Raw genomic sequence first — 17,144 nt, forward strand, 5'->3', positions numbered from 1 at the left:
TCAGGCGGCGAGGGCGTGGTCCAGCCCGCGCCGCATCCGCGCCGCCAGCGCCGGAATGCGCTCCTGCATCCGGTTCAGCGGCCCGGCCACCACCAGCGCGAGCTGCCGCCCGCCCAGCGGCAACGGCAGGGACACGCCGCACAAATCCTGGCTGAACTCAGCGAGGTTCTGGAACCAGCCGCGCTCGACGGAGCGGCGGATCTCCGCTTCCACCTCCGACACGCTCATCGGCGTGGCGGGGCCGAACCGCTCGAAGGGAACCTTGCGGAGCACGCTGGCCCGCTCTGTCGCTCCCATCTGCGACAGGATGGCGCGGCCGCAGGAGGTGTTGTGGATGGGCATGCGCAGCCCCACCCGCGCGAAATAGCGGATGGGGCGGGGAGACTCGCACACCTCGATGAACACCGCCTCCGTGCCCGACGCCGCGGCGATGCCGGCCGTTTCCCCGGTTTCCTCCACGAGGTCTCGCAGCAGGGTCGTCACCGCCTCCGGCAGCGGCTCCGCCTCCGAGATCTCCCGGGCGAGGTGAAGGAGGCGAGGCGTCGGGTAGTAGCCTTCCCGCGCGCGCGGTTCGTAGAGGTAGCCGCGCTCCGCCAGCGTGCCCAGTAGGTTGAACGTGCTGGAGCGCGGCCAGCCCAGATCCTGTGCCACCTCCGACAGCGTCGCGGGGCGGCGTCGGCTGGCGAAGTACTCCAGCAACTCCAGGACATGCGCCGCCTGCCGGACGATCATGCGCGGCTTCCGCCCTAGTAGCTCTTGGGCAGGCCGAGCACCCGCTCGGCGATGTAGGAGCAGATCATGTTCGGGCTGACCGGGGCGATCCAGGGGATCATGGCTTCGCGCAGGTAGCGCTCCACGTGGTATTCGCGGGCATAGCCGAAGCCACCATGCGTCATGATGGCGTTCTGGCACGCCTTGATGCCCGCCTCGCCCGACAGGTACTTGGCGGCATTGGCCTGGGCGCCGCATTCCAGCCCCTGGTCGTAGCGCCAGCCGGCATTGAGCGTCATCATCCACGCCGCTTCCAGCGCCATCCAATCCTGCGCCAGCGGGTGCTGCACGGATTGGTTCTTGCCGATGGGACGCCCGAACACCACGCGCTCCTTGGCATAGGTCGCCGCCTTGTTCAGCGCGGCCCGGCCCAGCCCGACCGCCTCGGCGGCCAGCAGCACGCGCTCCGGGTTCAGCCCATGCAGGATGTAGCGGAAGCCCTTGCCTTCCTCGCCGATCAGATCCTCGGCCGGGACCTCGTACTTCTCGAAGAAGATCTCGTTCGAATCCACGGCCTTGCGGCCCATCTTCTCGATCTCGCGCACGCTGGCGCGGCTGCGGTCCAGCGTGGTGTAGAAGAGCGAGAGTCCATCGGCGGGGGATCGCGTCTCCTCGATCGGCGTGGTGCGCGCGAGGAGCAGGATGCGGTCTGCCACCTGCGCCGTGCTGATCCAGACCTTCTGCCCGTCCACCACATAGCGGTCGCCCTTGCGGACGGCGCGGGTCTTGAGCCGCGTGGTGTCGAGGCCGGTGGTCGGCTCCGTCACGCCGAAGCAGGCCTTCTCCTTCCCGGCGGCCAGCGGTGGCAGGAAGCGCTTCTTCTGCTCTTCGCTGCCGAAGACCACCACGGGGTTCAGCCCGAAGATGTTGATATGCACCGCCGTCGCGGCGGACATGCCGCCGCCCGAGGCCGCGATGGCCTCCATCATGATCGCCGCCTCGGTGATGCCGAGGCCGGAGCCGCCATGGGCTTCGGGAATGCAGATGCCGAGGAAGCCGGCCTCCGCGATGGCGGCGTGGAAATCGTGCGGGAAGCCGCCGTGGCGGTCCTTTTCCAGCCAGTAGGAATCGTCGAAGCGGTCGCAGATCGCCGTGACGGCGTCGCGGATCGCGCGCTGGTCGGCGGAAAGCTCGAAATCCATTCCTTATTCCCCTGTCTTCGGCAGGCGCGTCACGCCCAGTTCCGCGAGGCGCCTGATCTCCGCCTCCTCATACCCCGCCTCGCGCAGCACTTCCGCCCCATCGGCACCCAGAACCGGCGCGGGGCCCCGCTCACCAGCGGGACTCGCGGACCAGCGCGGGCCGATGCCCGTGCGGCGCAGCCTGCCCTCCGTCGGGTGTTCCTCCATCTCGAAGAAGCCGGTCTCGCGCAGATGCGGGTCATCGAGCAGGTCTGCGAGGTCGTTCACTGGCATGGCGGGAATGTCGGCCTTCTCGAAGAACTCCATCCACTCCGCCGTGTCGCGCTGCGCCATGATCTCCGACACCATGGCGAGGATCTCGTCGATATGGGCGATGCGCGCGCCGTGATCGGCAAAGCGCGGGTCGGTAGAGACGAGGTCCGCCATGCCGAGCCCCGCGCAGAAGCTGCGCCAGTGCTTGTCCGTGTACACCACGGCGCAGATCCATCCGTCGCGCGTGCGGTAGGGGCGGCGCCCCGGCGAGAGCATGCGCGCATAGCCGCCGGCATCGAGCGGCGGGTCGAAGGCCAACCCACCCATATGGTCGCCCAGCACGAAGGGCAGCATCGTCTCGAACATCGGCACGTCCACGCGCTGCCCCACTCCCGTGCGCTCCCGGTACAGCAGCGCGGCGCTGATGGCGCCCGAGGCCGCGAGCCCCACGATCCGGTCCACGAGGCCGAGCGGCACGTAGCGCGGCGTCCCGTCGCCGATGCGCGCATTCAGCGCCGCCACGCCCGTCGCGCCTTGCAGCAGGTCGTCATAGGCGGGGCGGGCGGCATAGGGGCCCTCCTGCGCGTATCCATAGACGCCCGCATAGACCAGGCGCGGATTCACCCGCGCAACGGTCTCGTATCCGAGGCCGAGGCGCTCCATCGAATGCGGCCGCAGGCTGTAGACCAGCACGTCCGAGCGAGCAGCGAGGCGGAGAGCCGCTTCGCGCCCCTCGGGCCTCTTCAGGTCGAGGACGAGGCTGCGCTTGCCGCGATTGGTGTTGAGAAAGATCGGCCCCATGCCGGCATTCCGTGCTGGCCCGATGCGGCGGACGATGTCGCCTTCCGGCGGCTCCACCTTCACCACCTCGGCGCCCATTTCGGCGAGGGTCTGGGTCGCGTAGGGTCCCATCAGCGTGGTCGTGAGGTCGAGGACGCGGACCCCCGCGAGCGGACCAGCCATTAGCAGAGTTTCCCCCTGGGGCGGCACTTGGCATCCGCCTTGTTCATGGGTGTGGACAAAGAAATCATAGACAGGAAAAATCACCGCCGCAAACGTGGCCGGGCAAGGCCAGGGGAGGAAACGAGCATGACCTTTCGGATGGACCGGCGAGGCCTGCTCGCCATGGCGGCAACCGGGCTGGCGGCACCGGCTCTGGCGCAGCCCGCATGGCCGCGTCAGGCGGTGAGGATCATCGTCCCAGCCGCCGGCGGTGGCTCCTCGGACCCGATCGCGAGGTTCTGCGGTCAGGAATTCTCCCGCCGCTTCGGCCAGCCCTTCGTGATCGAGAACCGGCCTGGCGCTTCAGGCAATGTGGGCATGGCGGCAGCGGCCCGCGCCCCGGCGGATGGGCACACGCTGCTCTTCTCCTGGGCCGGGCCGCTCGCCACCAACCTCGCCTTGTATCGCGACCTGTCCTTCCACTCGCAGCGCGACTTCGATCCCATCGCGCGCTTCGGCTCCATTCCGAATGCGCTGGTGGTGGGGCGCAACTCGCCGGTGCGGAACCTTGCGGAATTCGTGGCGATGGCCCGCGCCAGGCCGGGCGAGGCCAGCTATGGCTCCACCGGCAGCGGCAGCTCTATGCACCTCGCGGGGGCCATGCTGGCCGCGGCGACGGGCACGCAGCTCACCCATGTTCCCTATAGCTCGCCGTCTGCGGCGGTGGCGGATGTGATCGGCGGGCGGCTCAGCGCCATGTTCCTCGGCGCGCCAGGGTCCGTCCCGCTCAGCCGCTCTGGCGAGATCCGGGTGCTGGCCGTGCTGTCCGAGACGCGCAGCGCCGTCCTGCCCGATGTGCCGACAGCGGCCGAGCAGGGCTATCCCGCCGTGGTGATGGGGACGTGGTTCGGCTGGCTCGCACCCAAGGGCACGCCGCGCCCGGTGATCCAGGCGGTCAACACGGCGGTGAACGAGATCCTGGACAGCCCGGGCCGCGAATGGCTGCTGCAGCAGGGGCTGGAGATCGCCGATGGCGCCGCGGGCGGCTCGCCCGAAAATCTGGAGCGCTTCCTGGCGAGCGAGATCGAACGCCATGCGGCCCTGGTCCGCTCCGCCAATATCAGCGTGGACTGAGGATCCCTAGCGCCACGCCGCCACCACCTCTTCTGAAAGCGCCGTCTCGATCTGCTGGCCATAGCGCTCGCGGTAGAGGGTGAGGAGCGCGTCATGGGTGAGGTCGGAGGATGAGCAGAGCGCGTCGGTCGGCACGATGATGCGGTAGCCGCGATCCACCGCGCCGAGCACGGCGGCCAGGACGCAGACATCCGTCTCCGCCCCCGTGATGATCAGCGTGTCCACGCCGCGCTGTTTCAGGCGCGTGTGGAGGTCCGTGTCGTACCAGGGGGAGTAGAAGCGCTTGTCCACTACCTCGGCCGGCGGGGTGAAGCGGGCGAGGGAAGGGAGGAGATCGGTCGCACTTTCGGGAAGCTGCTCCAGCGTCATGGAGGCCCAGCGCTCCCAGTAGCGTGCCCATGTGCCTTCGCCCTCCTCGGGACGCGAGGCGGGGATGAAGCGCGTGAAGACCGTCCGCTCCGGGAAGGCGGCGGTGACGCGTTCCACCACGGGCAGAACGCGCTTCATCCAGGGCGTGTCCCAATCTGTGCCGCCGGTGAAAAGATTCTGCATATCCACGCAGAGATGCACGCAGCTCGCGCCCAGCGCGCCGTGCCGCAGCCCGTCCTTGCTCACCCTTCCTCCCTATCGAGGTCGCGGCCCCGGCGAACCGGGGCCGGCGCTTTGCTCAGTCTGTATCCTTGGACTTGCGTGGCGTGTTCTCGCGGTATTCGCGTGTCGTGGTCGGGCTGGCATTGTCCGTCGCGTGCGACTTCGAGCTGCGCATCTCATCCACGTGGGAGTGCTTCTCGTCCCGCTCGCCGCCCCCTCCGGAGCGCTGGCTTACGCGCGGATTGGTGCTCGCGGCCCCCTCCGGATGGGCCGATCCCGGCTCGGGCATGGGCTTGGACGCGTCCTCATGGCTCGCGCCCGGGCCGCCCCAACGCTTGGTGTTCGGATGCTTCTCGGGCATGGGGAATCCTTCCGTATGCTGGCATCGCCGCCCGCGCCGGAACGCGGCGGCGCTTCTGTCAGAACACGCCCACCAGCCAAAGGATGAGGATGATCGGCAAGGGAATGCCGAGAAGCCAAAGCAGGCCACCTTTCAGCATGTTCGTGTTCCTTCCATTGATGAAGGAGCAATTCCCTGGCGAGGGGCAGGTTTCCTCCAATGAGCCAGCAGCTTTGATGCTCCCCTCGCAAAGGAGGCCGGAGTGATGGCGCGGCGTCTAGAGCTGCGATTCCACCGGGAGCAGGCGCACCAGCCCAGCGAGGAAGCGGCGCCGCAGCGAGGCGCTTGGCTCGGCGCGCAGATGCACGGGCGCGCCCTCCTGCTCGGAGGACCAGAGCAGGTTTTCGCTCTCATCGAGCGTCACCTTCCAGCTCCAAGCAGGGCCGGCGAGGCGTGCATGCTCGGCACGAAGTTCCCGCGCCACGTCGGGGTGGCGGATCATCACGCCCATCTCGGTGTTGAGGGCGATGGAGCGCGGATCGAGGTTGAAGGAGCCGACAAAGGCGCGCTCCCCATCCACCAGCAATGCCTTGGTGTGCAGGCTCGCCCCGCGCGACCCGAAGACGCTTGCCCCCTCCGTGCCGGAGGCCTTCAGCTCGTGCAGCGCGATGCCGGCGCGCAGCAACCGGGCGCGGTAGCGCGAATAGCCGCCATGCACCGCCACGACATCCGTCGCGGCGAGGGAGTTGGTGATGACGGAAATGCGGACCCCCTGCTGCGCCAGCCCCTCCAGCACCAGCGCTCCCTCCTCGCCAGGGACGAAATAGGGTGAGATCAGCAGCACCTCCTCCCGCGCGCCGCGCAGGAGTGCGAGGATGCCGTGGGAAACGCAATCCTCCTCGCCGGCCTGACCCAGCGCCTTGTCCGGTGGGTCGGCCACCACCCGGATCGCGTCGCCAGCGACCAGCGGGCCGGCGCGTTCCTCCGCGTCGGAAAGGACACGCGCCACCTCCGGGTCGGCGGCCAACTCATCGTAATAGGGTTTGGCGGCGGGAAGGGCGCAGGCAGCATCCAGCCGGGCGGCGAGGCCGCGCAGCCCACCGCGCAGGCGGAAGGGCGCTTGCGTCACCTCCGTCACCCTGCGGGCGAGCTCGTGATTCCAGTACTGGTCGAACACGGTCTGGGCTTGCGCGGCGGCCGCCCCCGCGAGGGCGAGGTCGAGATCGCTGAAGGTAAAATCCCCGCCCGCGTCGAAATACTCGTCGCCGATGTTGCGCCCGCCACAGATGGCGACGCGCCCATCCACCAGCCATGCCTTGTTGTGCATGCGCCGGTTCAGGTGCCAGCCGCCCAGCAGCATCTCCAGCAGGAGGCCGGGAACGCCAAGGCGGCGCCAGCGCGTCGCGTTGAACAGCCGCACCTCGATCCGCGGGTGTGCGTCCAGCGCGGCAAGGTGACGCTCCCGCCCGATGGCGTACATATCGTCCAGCAGCAGACGGACGCGTACGCCGCGCTCGGCCACGCGCAGCACCTCGCGCGCCAGCAGGCGCCCGGTCAGGTCATTGCGCCAGATATAGTAAAGGAGGTCCAGCTGCGTTTCGGCCCCACGCGCCGCCTTCACCCGGGCGGCGAAGGCCATCAGCCCGGTCCGCAGCACCGAGACATGGGTGTGGCCCGGCGCCGGCTCCGCCGCGCAGGTCTCGGGGAGGGGAGCCGGGTGCGACACGGTCAGGCCGCCCGCGGGACGAGCCCGGTGCCGCCATGCACGGCCGCCACTTCGAGATCCAGCTGCGCCTTCAGGGGCAGGTGGTCCGACGCGACGCGGGCAAGGGCGGATTCATGCGCTTCCAGGTCGCGCACCAGCCCGCGCGGCCACCCGAGGATCCGGTCCAGCGGCAGCAGCGGCAGGCGGCTCGGAAAGGTCGCCGGACTGAACTGGCTGCATCGGAGGCTCTGGTGCAGCGGCAGCAGCGAAGAGCGCCGCCCCACCCGCCATTCATTCAGGTCGCCCAGGATGAGGGTCGGCAAATCCTCCTGCGCCAGCAGCTCCAGGATGGCGCCGCATTGCTGGAGGCGGTGCTGCTTCAGCAGGCCGAAATGCGTCGCCACCACGCGCAGCCGGACCCCGCGCAGACGCAACTCCACTGATGCGGCGCCGCGCGGCTCGCCGCCCGGGAGGGAGAGGCGGCGAATACTCGTTACCTCGCCCTCGCGGAACAGCAGGGCGTTGCCGTGCCAGCCCTGGCCCTGCGGGATCATGGAGAGCGGGACGTGGCGCAATCCGGTCCGCCGCTCAAGCTCCACCATGTCCAGCAGACCGATGCGGCGGCCGAAGCGCCGGTCCACCTCCTGCAGCGCCAACAGGTCAGCACCCAGCTCCGCGATCACCTCGGTGACGCGCGCCGGGCTGAAGCGGCGATCCGTGCCCACGCATTTGTGGACGTTGTAGGAGGCGATGGTCAGCAGACTCATCGGCGGCGGGGGCAGGTCGGTGTCATGCGGCTCGGGGTCCTCGACATTCGAAAGGAGCAACGCGGAACTGGAAGATGGGGCTGGGGCACGTGCCTGCATCCCTGCCATTCCCCAAGCCGCCAAGGCGCGGCAAGGTTTCGCCGTCCGATGGTCAGGCCGCCTCCAGCAAATCTCCGAGGCCGGCGGCATCCGGGTCCTCCGCCCCCAGCGGGTCGCGGGGCAAGATGCGATGGCGCAGCACCATCCGCGCCAGGGCGGCGCGATGGACGTTCCCGATGCGCTCCGCTTCCCAGGCCATCACGGCGGCGGAGGTGAGGTGATAAAGCGCCGAGGCCGCCTGGCGAGCAAGCGCCGGATCCTCCCCGGCCCGTCCGGCCAGGGCGATGGCGCGGTTCAGCGCCGGCAGCGCCTCGGGCAGCGCGGCGCCGTTGCCCAGCAGCCCGCGCAGATGCGCCTCCAGCGCCGGCAGCGAGTTTTCCCGCGAGGCGGCGCGCAGCACGTCCAGCGCGACGATGTTGCTGGTCCCCTCCCAGATCGAGCCGAGATGGGCGTCGCGCAGCAGGCGGGCTTCCGGCCATTCCTCGATGTAGCCGCAGCCGCCCCGCACCTCCATCGCGTCACCCGTGACCTGCCTTGCGTCACGGCAGGCGCGGAACTTCACCAGCGGAGTGAGGATGCGCAGCAGGGCATAGGCGCCCTCCTCCCCGGAATCGGAGCGGCGCAGCACCTCGGCGGTCTGGAACACCATGGCGCGGGCCTGTTCCGCACGCATCAGCATCTTGGTGAGCTGACGCCGCATCAGCGGCATCTCGACGAGGCGGCGGCCGAAGGCGACGCGGTGCCGCGCCACGAACAGCGCTTCCGTCACTGCGCGGCGCATCATCCCGGCGGCGCGCACGCCATTGGACAGGCGCGAGGAGTTCACCATGTCCGCCATCTGGCGGAACCCGGCCTCGGGCTCGCCGACCAGCCAAGCGGTGGCGCCGTTCAGCGTCACCTCGCCCGAGGCCATGGAGCGCGTGCCGAGCTTGTCCTTCAGCCGGACGATGCGGTGCCGGTTGGGCGTGCCGTCCGGCAGGGTCCGGGGCAGGAGGAAGAGCGAGACGCCGCGCATCCCTGGCCCGCCATCCACGCGCCGGGCCAGCACCATCGCCAGCTCCGCATCGGGGTTGGAGCAGAACCACTTGTCGCCGTGCAGCGCCCAGCTTCCATCCGGCTGCGGCTCGGCCAGGACGGCGGTGGCGCTGATGTCCGAGCCGGCGCCCTGTTCGGTCATGAACATCGCGCCCTGGTGCAGCGCGTCCATGTCCTGCGAGGCCAGGACGGGCAGGTAGCGCTCGACCAGGGCAGGATCGCCGAATTTCCGCAGGGTGCGGGTCAGGCTGTCCGTCATGTTGACGGGGCAGAGCAGGCCGAACTCCGCCTGCGCGAAGAGGAAGGTGAAGGCGTATTTCGCGGCCGGGGGTAGAGGGGCGGGCCAGCCGAAGACCCCGGCGCGGTGGCTCATGGCCGCGAGGCCGAGTTCGCCGAAGGCCAGGGCCTCCATCTCGCGGTAGGCGGGGTGGTACTCGACGGACTGGCTGTCCTCGCCGCGCCTCGTCCGGTGGCGCAATTCCGGCGGGTTGCGGTCGGCCATGCCGGCCAGAGCATCCAGCCGGCCGCCGGCCAGGGCGCCCAGCCGCTCCAGATGCGGACGCAGCACCACGAGCAGATCGGCTGGTAGGTAGAGCGGCAGGAGGCGGGCGAAGGCCGGGTCGGCGCTCCACAGATTGGTGCCTGCGGCATCGGGCACGGCCGAGGGGCCGGAGGGAATGGCCCGGATCTCCCCGGGCCGCGCGGCGACGTTCATCGGGACATGCTCCCTGGCGAGGGTCGCATCCTGCGCCAGAGGGCGTCGCCCCTCAACCGCTGCGCCTTCCCTGGCATTGTCCAGCCATGCGCCCGACCCTTGCCCTTGCCGTCCTCCTGCCCCTGCTTGGCGGGTGCGCCGATCCGGGCAGCATGTCCTTCCGCGGCACGCCCTTGTCGGTGACGGATGCGGCGAGCCGGCTCAATGATGCGGCATATTCCGCGGGCGCGCGTACCGGCGAGCGGCTGGGCATCTCCCCGCCGGCCGACACCCCCGCCGCCGGGGTGTGGCGCGAGCGCCCCTCCTGGTCCGAGCCCCGCGCGCCTCGTCATTATTGAGAAAGCGGGCGCCCAGTCTCATTTCCAGGAATTAACCGCCCCGAGCGGTCCAGACGGCCCCATATCCGTAGAAACAGCATTTGACTTGGGGCACGAGGGCACCAAAGGTGTCCGCCAATCCCGGATCCGCTCGCTGGAGAGCCGTCGCTCCACTATGTCCCTGATCGTTATCCTCGACGACCGAGGCACCAACCGCCGGATCCTCGCCCGACTGGCTGCCTCGGTCGAGGCGGGCGCCGAGGTCATGCCTTTCTCCAACCCGGTCGAGATGCTCGATTGGATGGACGAGAACCGGCCCGATCTCGTCATCACCGACTACCGCATGCCGCAGATGGACGGGGCTGAGGTGGCGGCCCGCATCCGGGCCAAGCCCAATGGCGCCGACGTGCCCGTCGTGGTCGTCACTGCCTATGACGACCCCGAGCCGCGGTTGCGCGCCCTCGATTCCGGGGCGACCGACTTCCTGATCACCCCGGTGGACCATTTCGAATTCCGCAGCCGGATCCGGAATCTGCTTGCCCTGCGCCGCCACCAGGTCCGCCTGCGCGACGAGGCGCAGGACCTGGCGCGCGAACTGGAATCCTCCGAGCGGTCGCGCCTCGCCTTGATCCGCGAGAGCCGGAAATCCCTGGGGCAGGTGATCGACACCGTACCGGCGCTGATCAGCGCCACCGACAAGGCCGGGCGCCTCGTCCTCGTCAATGCGCGGCAGGCCGCGCAGGCCAACGCCACCGCCCCTGAGCTTGTGGGCCATCCCCTGTCGCGGATGGTGGGCGAGGCGCGGGCGGCGCAGAGCCTCGCCGCCGACGCGCGCGTCTTCGGCACCGCCCGCCCCATCCCATCCTTCGAGGAGGACGTGCTGGACGCAGCCGGGTCGCGCCGCACCCTGCTCACCACCAAGTCGCCGCTGCTGGATGCGGATGATGAGGTGACGGCTGTCCTGACCACCTCGGTGGACATCACGGAGCGCAAGCGAGCGGAGGAGCGGCTGCTCTTCCTCTCGCGGCACGACCCGCTGACCGGCCTCGCCAATCGCAGCGTCCTGGCGGAGCGGCTGGAGGAAAGCTGCCTCCGGCCCGAGCATCGCTTCGCTCTGCTCTTCCTCGACCTCGACCGGTTCAAGGGCGTCAACGACGTGCTGGGCCATCAGGCCGGCGACCGCCTCCTCACCGAGGTCGCGCTACGCCTGTCCGAGGCAGTGGGCGACGAGGCGATGATCTGCCGGCTCGGAGGGGACGAATTTGCCGTTCTCCGCCCCGGCATGAGCAGTTCCCGGGAGGCGGAGGGGCTCGCGCGGCGGCTCCTGGCGGCGCTGGAGCAGCCCTTCGCGCTGCCGGGCCGCACCGTTTCCACCTCGGCTTCGATCGGCATCACCCTGTTCCCGGACGACGGCGACCGGGCGGACGGACTGCTCCGCAACGCCGACCTCGCCATGTATCGCGCCAAGGCCGAAGGGCGGAGCGGGTTCCGCTTCTTCGAGTCCTATATGGACCGCGCGGCGCGCGAGGCGCTCCAGGTCGAGGGCGATCTGCGCCTCGCCCTGGCCCGCGGGGAGTTCGAGTTGCACTGGCAGCCTCAGTGCAGCCTCCGGACCGGGCGGATGACCGGGGCGGAGGCGCTGCTGCGCTGGCAGCATCCGGAGCGGGGCCTGCTGAACCCGGGCCACTTCCTCGCCACCGCCGAGGAAACCGGGCTGATGGCACCGATCACCCGCTGGGTGCTTGATGCCGCCTGCCGGCAGGGCGCCGAGTGGTCGCGCCGCGCGGGCGGACCCATCCGCGTGGGGGTGAATCTGTCGCCCTCGCTGTTCCGTGGCGGTGGCGTGCTCGAACTGGTGGAACAATCCCTGGCCGAGGCCGGGCTCGCGCCCGAGCTGCTGGAGATCGAGCTGACGGAACGGGACCGGTTCGAGGACGAGGCGGCGGTGCTGAAGACGCTGAGCGAGCTGCGCTCCCTGGGCGTGCGCCTCGCCATCGACGATTTCGGCATCGGCTATTCCTCGCTGCTCTATGCCCGCCGGCTGCCGGTCCACCGGCTGAAGATCGACCAGTCCTTCATCGCGCTGTTCCCCGGCGACCGGTCCGACGCCGCGATCGTCGGTTCCGTGATCTCCCTGGCGCATGAGCTGGGCATGGAAGTCGTCGCTGAGGGGGTCGAGAATCGCGCGCAGCTCGAAGCGCTGCGGACGCTGGGCTGCGACGAGGTGCAGGGCTTCTTCATTGGTCGCCCCGTTCCGGCGGACCGTCTGGACCCCGGCGCGGCGGAGGCGCGGGCATGCCGGTTGCCTGCCTGAGGGATCCGGCCCGGTGACCGCCGAGGCGCCGCGCGGACTCCGCGCCAGGCTGCGCGCCCTGCGTGGCCGTCCGGACACCGAGCACGAGATGAGCTTCAACCGGCTCGGCTTCGCGCTTCTGATCACCCTCTATCTGCTGTGGGAGGACGCGCCGCACCACGCGCTGGAGGTGGTGACCGCCTACTGGGTGGTCGCGCTGGCGCTGTTCGTGCACATCCTTGCGCGGCCCGCCACCAACAATCCGCGCCGGGCGACGGCGCTGCTCCTCGACATCGGCTTCCTCTCCTACGAGCTCAATGCCGGGGCCGAGGTCACCTCCGTTCTCGCGCCGATCTACCTCTGGGTGATCCTGGGCAACGGCTTCCGCTTCGGGGTGGGATGGCTGCTGTGCGCGCAGGTGGTTGCGCTGATCGGCTTTTCCGCCACCGTGGCGGCAACGCCTTTCTGGAGCGACCAGATCCATCTTTCCGCAGGCTTCATGCTCGGCCTGGTCGCCATTCCGGCCTATTCGGCGACGCTGATCCGCAAACTGTCCGATGCCAAGGCCCAGGCGGAAGGGGCGAACCAGGCGAAGACCATGTTCCTCGCCAGCGTGAGCCACGAGCTTCGGACGCCGCTGAACGCCATCATCGGCACGGGCGGCCTGCTCGAACGCTCTCCCGCCCTTCCCGGCGAGGAGCGGGAGATGGCGCGGACGGTGAGCGATGCAGGGCGGCATCTGCTTGGCCTCATCGACGGCATCCTCGACTTCTCCCGCATCGAGGCGGGGCAGATGACCGTGCGCCGCGAGGCGTTCGAGGTCGCGGCCCTGCTGGACGAGGTGCGGCGGATGCTGGCCGGGGCGGCGCAGGACAAGGGGCTGGGCCTCGCGCTCCACGTCACGGCCCGCACCCCCCGTGTCGTGGAGGCCGACCGCAACCTGACGCGGGACATTCTGCTGAACCTCGGCAGCAACGCGCTGAAGTTCACCGATCGCGGCTCCGTCACCCTGGCGGTGGACGCGCCGCCCGGCGAGCGCTCCTCGCTGCGCTTCGAGGTGACGGACACCGGCATCGGCATTGCCCCAGAGGCGCAGGGTCGCATCTTCGAGGCCTTCACCCAGGCAGATAGCAGCATCATCAACCGCTTCGGCGGCACGGGTCTTGGCCTCGCCATCTGCCGCCGCATGGTGGAGATGCTGGGCGGGCGCATCGGCGTGCGCAGCGCGGAAGGGCAGGGGAGCACCTTCTGGTGCGAGTTCCCCGCCGGCCACCCCGCGCCGGAAGCGGAGACCGTCCTGGCCGGCGAGGCCGTGCTGCTCGCCGCCGATCCCGCGCTCTGGACGGCGGGCGAGCCTCGCCTTGCGGCTGTCACACTCCACCCGGCTTCAGGGCTTCCCGCGGCGGTGACGCTGCTGGAGACCCTTCCGGCCGGGCGGCCACGCATCCTGCTCGTGGATGCGGCCAGCCTGAGCATGACCGCGGAGGCGTTGGCGGCGGCGCTTGCCGTCCTCAACCCGCTCGGTGCCTGGCGCGTCGTGCTGCTGGGCGATGCGGCAGGGGAGGATGGGTTCCCCGCCGAGTCGCTGCGGCGCGGCTTCTTTTCGATTGTCCCGCCGCCTGCCTCCTCCGCCGCCCTTTTCGGAGCCTTGGAGGTCTGCGGCCTCCCCGAAATGGGTAATGCACCCGCGCCCATCAGCCTTCCCGAAGCCCCGGCCCCGCAGGCCGCCGTTCCGCACGCCCCTGCGCCTGTCGGCACTGCCTTGGCCCCCCGGCGCGGGCTGCGCATCCTGGTGGCCGACGACAACCGCACGAACCTCCGTGTCGCCGGCAAGATCCTGGAAAGCGGCGGCCACCGCGCGACGCTGGTGGAGGGCGGCGAGATGGCCCTCGACGCGCTGGAGGAGGACGAGTTCGACCTCGTCCTCATGGACCTCAACATGCCGGACATGGACGGGATCGAGGCGGCACGGCTGTACCGGTTCCAGGCCATGGGGCGCCGCCAGGTGCCCTGGGCGGCGCTCACCGCCGACGCCACGGATGAAGCGCTGCGCCGCTGCCAGGAGGCGGGCTTCGTGGAGCGTCTGGTGAAGCCGCTCACGCCCGATGCGCTGCTGGCCGTGGTGGAGCGCCTCGCCCTGCCGAGCGCTGGGCCGCAGCCCGGGGTGGAGCCCATCGTCAGCCATCCGCGCTTCCGTCCCACCAACCAGATGCTGGTGGACCAGCGCGCCCTGGACAACCTGGAGGCACTGGGCGGAGCGGAATTCGTGCAGAGCGTGGTCGAGGATTTCCTGCACGACGCCGAGGAGATCCTGGAGGAGTTACGGCTGGCCGCGCTCGAGGCCGATGCGTCGCAATATCGTGCGCGCGCCCACGCCATGCACAGCGCCGCGGCTAATGTGGGCGCCACGGCGCTATGCGAGTTGTGCCGGGCGGCCAAAGACGTCAGCCCGCAGGAACTTCGCGAGCAAGGAGAAAGGATGGTGGAGCGCATCGCGAACGAGTTGTTGCGCGTTCGACCGTTGTTGTTGCGACCATCTGAACGGGGAGAAGCAGGCGGCGGAATGTATTAGGGTTCGATTGAGCAAAAAGATTCTCTTTCCGTTCATCGCAACCTTTCTAGAAATCGCGCAACTCTCAGAAAATAAAACAAAACGGAGGCAAGTCCTCCGTGCGAGGAAACTTGCGCAAAGTTGCCCATGCGGTTGACGCTTTTCGTGTTCTATTAACGGCAAGGCTAAGCGGGCTGCCCCTGGCCCGATGCCTTCTCGACACGGAGCACGTCATGACCTTTGTTTCCTCCACGCCCGCCCTCCTCGAAGTCGCTCAGGGTTCCACCCCGGCCCCCGTTTCCCTTTCCTCGCTGCGTTTCGAGACTCTCGAGACCCGGCTCGAAGCCGACACGGCAAGCTTCTGGGCCTCGATGAACCCCGGCCCGAAGCCTTCCTTCACCCGCGAATTGCTCCGTGACATCCTCGCCCAGCAGGCCGTGCTGCGTGACACGCTGCGGGCGGAGCGCGAGGCCGGCCTCTCTCCCTCCCTGCGCTACTACGTCATGGGCAGCAGCCTGCCGGGCATCTTCAACCTGGGTGGCGACCTCGGCCATTTCGCCGACCGCATCCGCAGCCGTGACCTCGCCTCGCTGCGCCGCTACGGCCATCTCTGCGTCGAGGCGATCCACGGCAATGCCGAGGCGTTCCGCTCCCCCGTCGTCACCATCGCCATGGTGCAGGGCGACGCGCTGGGCGGCGGCTTCGAGTGCGCCCTGGCCTTTGACGTGATCGTGGCCGAGCGCAGCGCCAAGTTCGGCCTGCCCGAGATCCTGTTCAACCTCTTCCCCGGCATGGGCGCCTATTCCTTCCTGTCCCGCCGCATCGGCGCGGTCGAGGCGGAGAAGATGATCATGTCCGGCAAGCTCTACACGGCCGAGGAACTGCACGCGATGGGCGTGGTGGACGTGCTGGCCGAGGACGGCGAGGGCGAGGCCGCGGTGCGCCGCTACATCGACCAGCACAGCCGCAAGCATAATGCGCAGCAGGCCCTGATGCGGGTGCGCCGCCGCGTGAACCCGGTGACGCTGGAAGAGCTGAAGGACGTGGTGGACATCTGGGCCGAGACGGCTATGGGCGTCACCGAGATGGACCTGCGCAAGATGGTTCGCCTGACCCAGGCGCAGGAGAAGCGCATCAACGCCAGCAGCCAGCCTGCCCTTGCCCGTGCCATCGCCTGATGCCACTCGCGCTGATGCGTGCGAGGGTCCATGCTCCCCGCACGACAAGAGGAGACGACCCGTGACCCATCCCGCGATCGAGGGAGCCAGGCGCTGGCAGGCCGAGCTGACGGCCATCCGCCGCGACATCCACGCCCATCCCGAGTTGGGCATGGAGGAGCAGCGGACCGCGGCCCTGGTGGCGCGCGAACTCCGCGCCCTCGGCATCGAGGTGACGGAAGGCGTCGGCAAGCTGGGGGTGGTCGGCACGGTCCGGGGCACAAGGCCCGGTCAGCGCGTGATCGGGTTGCGGGCGGACATGGACGCGCTGCAGATCACGGAGCAGACGGGGCTGCCCTATGCCTCGCAGAACACCGGGGTCATGCATGCCTGCGGCCATGACGGGCACACCACCATGCTGCTCGGCGCCGCACGGTGGCTGACGGAGAATCGCGACTTCGCGGGGACGGTGCACCTGATCTTCCAGCCCGCCGAGGAAGGGCGCGGCGGCGCCCGCGCCATGCTGGCGGACGGGTTGTTCGAACGCTTCCCCTGCGACGCGGTCTATGGGCTGCACAACAAGCCCACCATGCCGGCCGGCCGCTTCGCCATCCGCTCCGGACCGGCCCTGGCGGCGGCGGACCGGTTCGAAGTCACCTTCCGCGGCACGGGCGGGCATGGCGGCTCGACGCCGCATCTCGCGACCGATGTCACGGTGGTGCAGGCGCATTTCGTGCTGGCGCTACAGACCATCATCGGCCGCAACGTCCCGGCGGTGGAGGCGGCGGTGCTGAGCGTGGGCTCGATCCAGGGCGGCTCCTCCATCTCGCCCAACGTCATGCCCGCGGAGCTCGTCATCACTGGTACGGCGCGGTCCTACACGCCGGAAGTGCGCGACCTGCTCGAGCGGCGGATCGGCGAACTCGCCAACGGCCTCGCCTCCGCGCATGGCTGCACGGCCGAGGCGCGCTACATGCGGGGCGTCCCCGCTACGGTGAACCACGCGGAGCAGACCGACGTCGCGCGCGCGGCCGCCATGGCGCTGGTGGGTGCGGAAGGGGTGGGCAGCCACGCGCCGGTGACGGGCGCGGAAGATTTCGCCCTGATGCTGGAAGCGCGCCCTGGCGCCTTCATGTTCATCGGTGGCGGCAGCGGGCCGGACGGCACCTCGCCCAACCTGCACACGCCGCATTTCGACTTCAACGACGAGATCATTCCGCTCGGCGTCGCATGGTGGGCGAGCGTGGTGCAGCAGGAGCTTGGCGGGGGTCGGGAGGCCTAAAAAATTCGTGCGGTCTAACACCCGCTTCATGTAGCCTTCGTGACAAACGAG

14 protein-coding genes are annotated in these 17,144 nt (G+C 69.6%); 6 read left to right on the forward strand and 8 right to left on the reverse strand.

Features of this window, described 5'->3' with window-relative positions; translation table 11 throughout:
- The 3 genes from JTJ31_RS14040 to JTJ31_RS14050 are packed head-to-tail and all read right to left on the reverse strand — an operon-like array spanning position 1 to position 3,128.
- Entirely contained in the window at positions 1–732 is a 732-nt protein-coding gene (locus JTJ31_RS14040; RefSeq protein WP_207539345.1) for an IclR family transcriptional regulator, read from the reverse strand.
- Between the two features lie 14 nt (positions 733–746).
- Positions 747–1,913, reverse strand: a complete 1,167-nt coding sequence (locus JTJ31_RS14045; protein ID WP_207539346.1) for an acyl-CoA dehydrogenase family protein — start codon at positions 1,911–1,913, stop codon at positions 747–749.
- A 3-nt stretch (positions 1,914–1,916) separates the two neighbouring features.
- Positions 1,917–3,128 (reverse strand): CaiB/BaiF CoA transferase family protein, encoded by a 1,212-nt coding sequence (locus tag JTJ31_RS14050; RefSeq protein ID WP_207539347.1) that lies wholly within the window; start codon positions 3,126–3,128, stop codon positions 1,917–1,919.
- Positions 3,129–3,254: 126 nt separating this feature from the next.
- On the opposite strand from JTJ31_RS14050, the gene JTJ31_RS14055 reads away from it, so the two are divergent.
- The gene (locus JTJ31_RS14055) at positions 3,255–4,241 is read left to right on the forward strand and encodes a Bug family tripartite tricarboxylate transporter substrate binding protein (protein ID WP_207539348.1); all 987 of its coding nucleotides are present in this window, start codon (positions 3,255–3,257) and stop codon (positions 4,239–4,241) included.
- Positions 4,242–4,247: 6 nt separating this feature from the next.
- Here JTJ31_RS14055 and JTJ31_RS14060 read toward each other — a convergent pair whose 3' ends face one another.
- The 5 genes from JTJ31_RS14060 to JTJ31_RS14080 form a co-directional block, all read right to left on the reverse strand.
- A complete protein-coding gene (locus tag JTJ31_RS14060) occupies positions 4,248–4,856 on the reverse strand; it encodes a cysteine hydrolase family protein (RefSeq protein WP_328805743.1) in 609 nt (202 codons plus the stop codon).
- Between the two features lie 52 nt (positions 4,857–4,908).
- Positions 4,909–5,193 carry a hypothetical protein gene (locus JTJ31_RS14065; protein WP_207539349.1) on the reverse strand — a complete coding sequence of 95 codons (285 nt, stop codon included), beginning with the start codon at positions 5,191–5,193 and terminating at the stop codon, positions 4,909–4,911.
- 256 nt (positions 5,194–5,449) lie between these two features.
- Positions 5,450–6,898, reverse strand: coding sequence for a phospholipase D family protein (locus tag JTJ31_RS14070; protein ID WP_207539350.1), 1,449 nt, complete (start codon positions 6,896–6,898; stop codon positions 5,450–5,452).
- Positions 6,899–6,900: 2 nt separating this feature from the next.
- Positions 6,901–7,743, reverse strand: a complete 843-nt coding sequence (locus JTJ31_RS14075; RefSeq protein ID WP_207539351.1) for an endonuclease/exonuclease/phosphatase family protein — start codon at positions 7,741–7,743, stop codon at positions 6,901–6,903.
- A 52-nt stretch (positions 7,744–7,795) separates the two neighbouring features.
- Positions 7,796–9,493 (reverse strand): acyl-CoA dehydrogenase family protein, encoded by a 1,698-nt coding sequence (locus JTJ31_RS14080; RefSeq protein WP_207539352.1) that lies wholly within the window; start codon positions 9,491–9,493, stop codon positions 7,796–7,798.
- A gap of 86 nt (positions 9,494–9,579) precedes the next feature.
- Here JTJ31_RS14080 and JTJ31_RS14085 point away from each other — a divergent pair, with 86 nt between their 5' ends.
- From JTJ31_RS14085 to JTJ31_RS14105, 5 genes are all read left to right on the forward strand, one after another.
- A complete protein-coding gene (locus tag JTJ31_RS14085) occupies positions 9,580–9,831 on the forward strand; it encodes a hypothetical protein (protein WP_207539353.1) in 252 nt (83 codons plus the stop codon).
- A gap of 154 nt (positions 9,832–9,985) precedes the next feature.
- Positions 9,986–12,124, forward strand: a complete 2,139-nt coding sequence (locus JTJ31_RS14090; protein WP_207539354.1) for an EAL domain-containing response regulator — start codon at positions 9,986–9,988, stop codon at positions 12,122–12,124.
- A gap of 13 nt (positions 12,125–12,137) precedes the next feature.
- On the forward strand, positions 12,138–14,675 hold the full coding sequence (locus tag JTJ31_RS14095) for an ATP-binding protein (RefSeq protein WP_207539355.1): 2,538 nt from the start codon (positions 12,138–12,140) through the stop codon (positions 14,673–14,675).
- Between the two features lie 212 nt (positions 14,676–14,887).
- Complete coding sequence (locus JTJ31_RS14100) at positions 14,888–15,832, forward strand: crotonase/enoyl-CoA hydratase family protein (protein WP_207539356.1); 945 nt, start codon at positions 14,888–14,890, stop codon at positions 15,830–15,832.
- A gap of 61 nt (positions 15,833–15,893) precedes the next feature.
- On the forward strand, positions 15,894–17,093 hold the full coding sequence (locus JTJ31_RS14105) for a M20 aminoacylase family protein (RefSeq protein WP_328805744.1): 1,200 nt from the start codon (positions 15,894–15,896) through the stop codon (positions 17,091–17,093).
- The last annotated feature ends 51 nt before the right edge of the window (positions 17,094–17,144 follow it).

Source organism: Sabulicella rubraurantiaca, assembly GCF_017355885.1.
Taxonomy (GTDB): domain Bacteria; phylum Pseudomonadota; class Alphaproteobacteria; order Acetobacterales; family Acetobacteraceae; genus Roseococcus; species Roseococcus rubraurantiacus.

Excerpts from the sequence above, each read along its gene's own strand:
- JTJ31_RS14045 (WP_207539346.1), bottom strand. The coding sequence starts at position 1,913 with ATGGATTTCGAGCTTTCCGCCGACCAGCGCGCGATCCGCGACGCCGTC.
- JTJ31_RS14080 (WP_207539352.1), bottom strand. The coding sequence starts at position 9,493 with ATGAACGTCGCCGCGCGGCCCGGGGAGATCCGGGCCATTCCCTCCGGC.
- JTJ31_RS14075 (WP_207539351.1), bottom strand. The coding sequence starts at position 7,743 with ATGCAGGCACGTGCCCCAGCCCCATCTTCCAGTTCCGCGTTGCTCCTT.
- JTJ31_RS14040 (WP_207539345.1), bottom strand. The coding sequence starts at position 732 with ATGATCGTCCGGCAGGCGGCGCATGTCCTGGAGTTGCTGGAGTACTTC.
- JTJ31_RS14100 (WP_207539356.1), top strand. The coding sequence starts at position 14,888 with ATGACCTTTGTTTCCTCCACGCCCGCCCTCCTCGAAGTCGCTCAGGGT.
- JTJ31_RS14085 (WP_207539353.1), top strand. The coding sequence starts at position 9,580 with ATGCGCCCGACCCTTGCCCTTGCCGTCCTCCTGCCCCTGCTTGGCGGG.
- JTJ31_RS14065 (WP_207539349.1), bottom strand. The coding sequence starts at position 5,193 with ATGCCCGAGAAGCATCCGAACACCAAGCGTTGGGGCGGCCCGGGCGCG.
- JTJ31_RS14050 (WP_207539347.1), bottom strand. The coding sequence starts at position 3,128 with ATGGCTGGTCCGCTCGCGGGGGTCCGCGTCCTCGACCTCACGACCACG.
- JTJ31_RS14090 (WP_207539354.1), top strand. The coding sequence starts at position 9,986 with ATGTCCCTGATCGTTATCCTCGACGACCGAGGCACCAACCGCCGGATC.
- JTJ31_RS14055 (WP_207539348.1), top strand. The coding sequence starts at position 3,255 with ATGACCTTTCGGATGGACCGGCGAGGCCTGCTCGCCATGGCGGCAACC.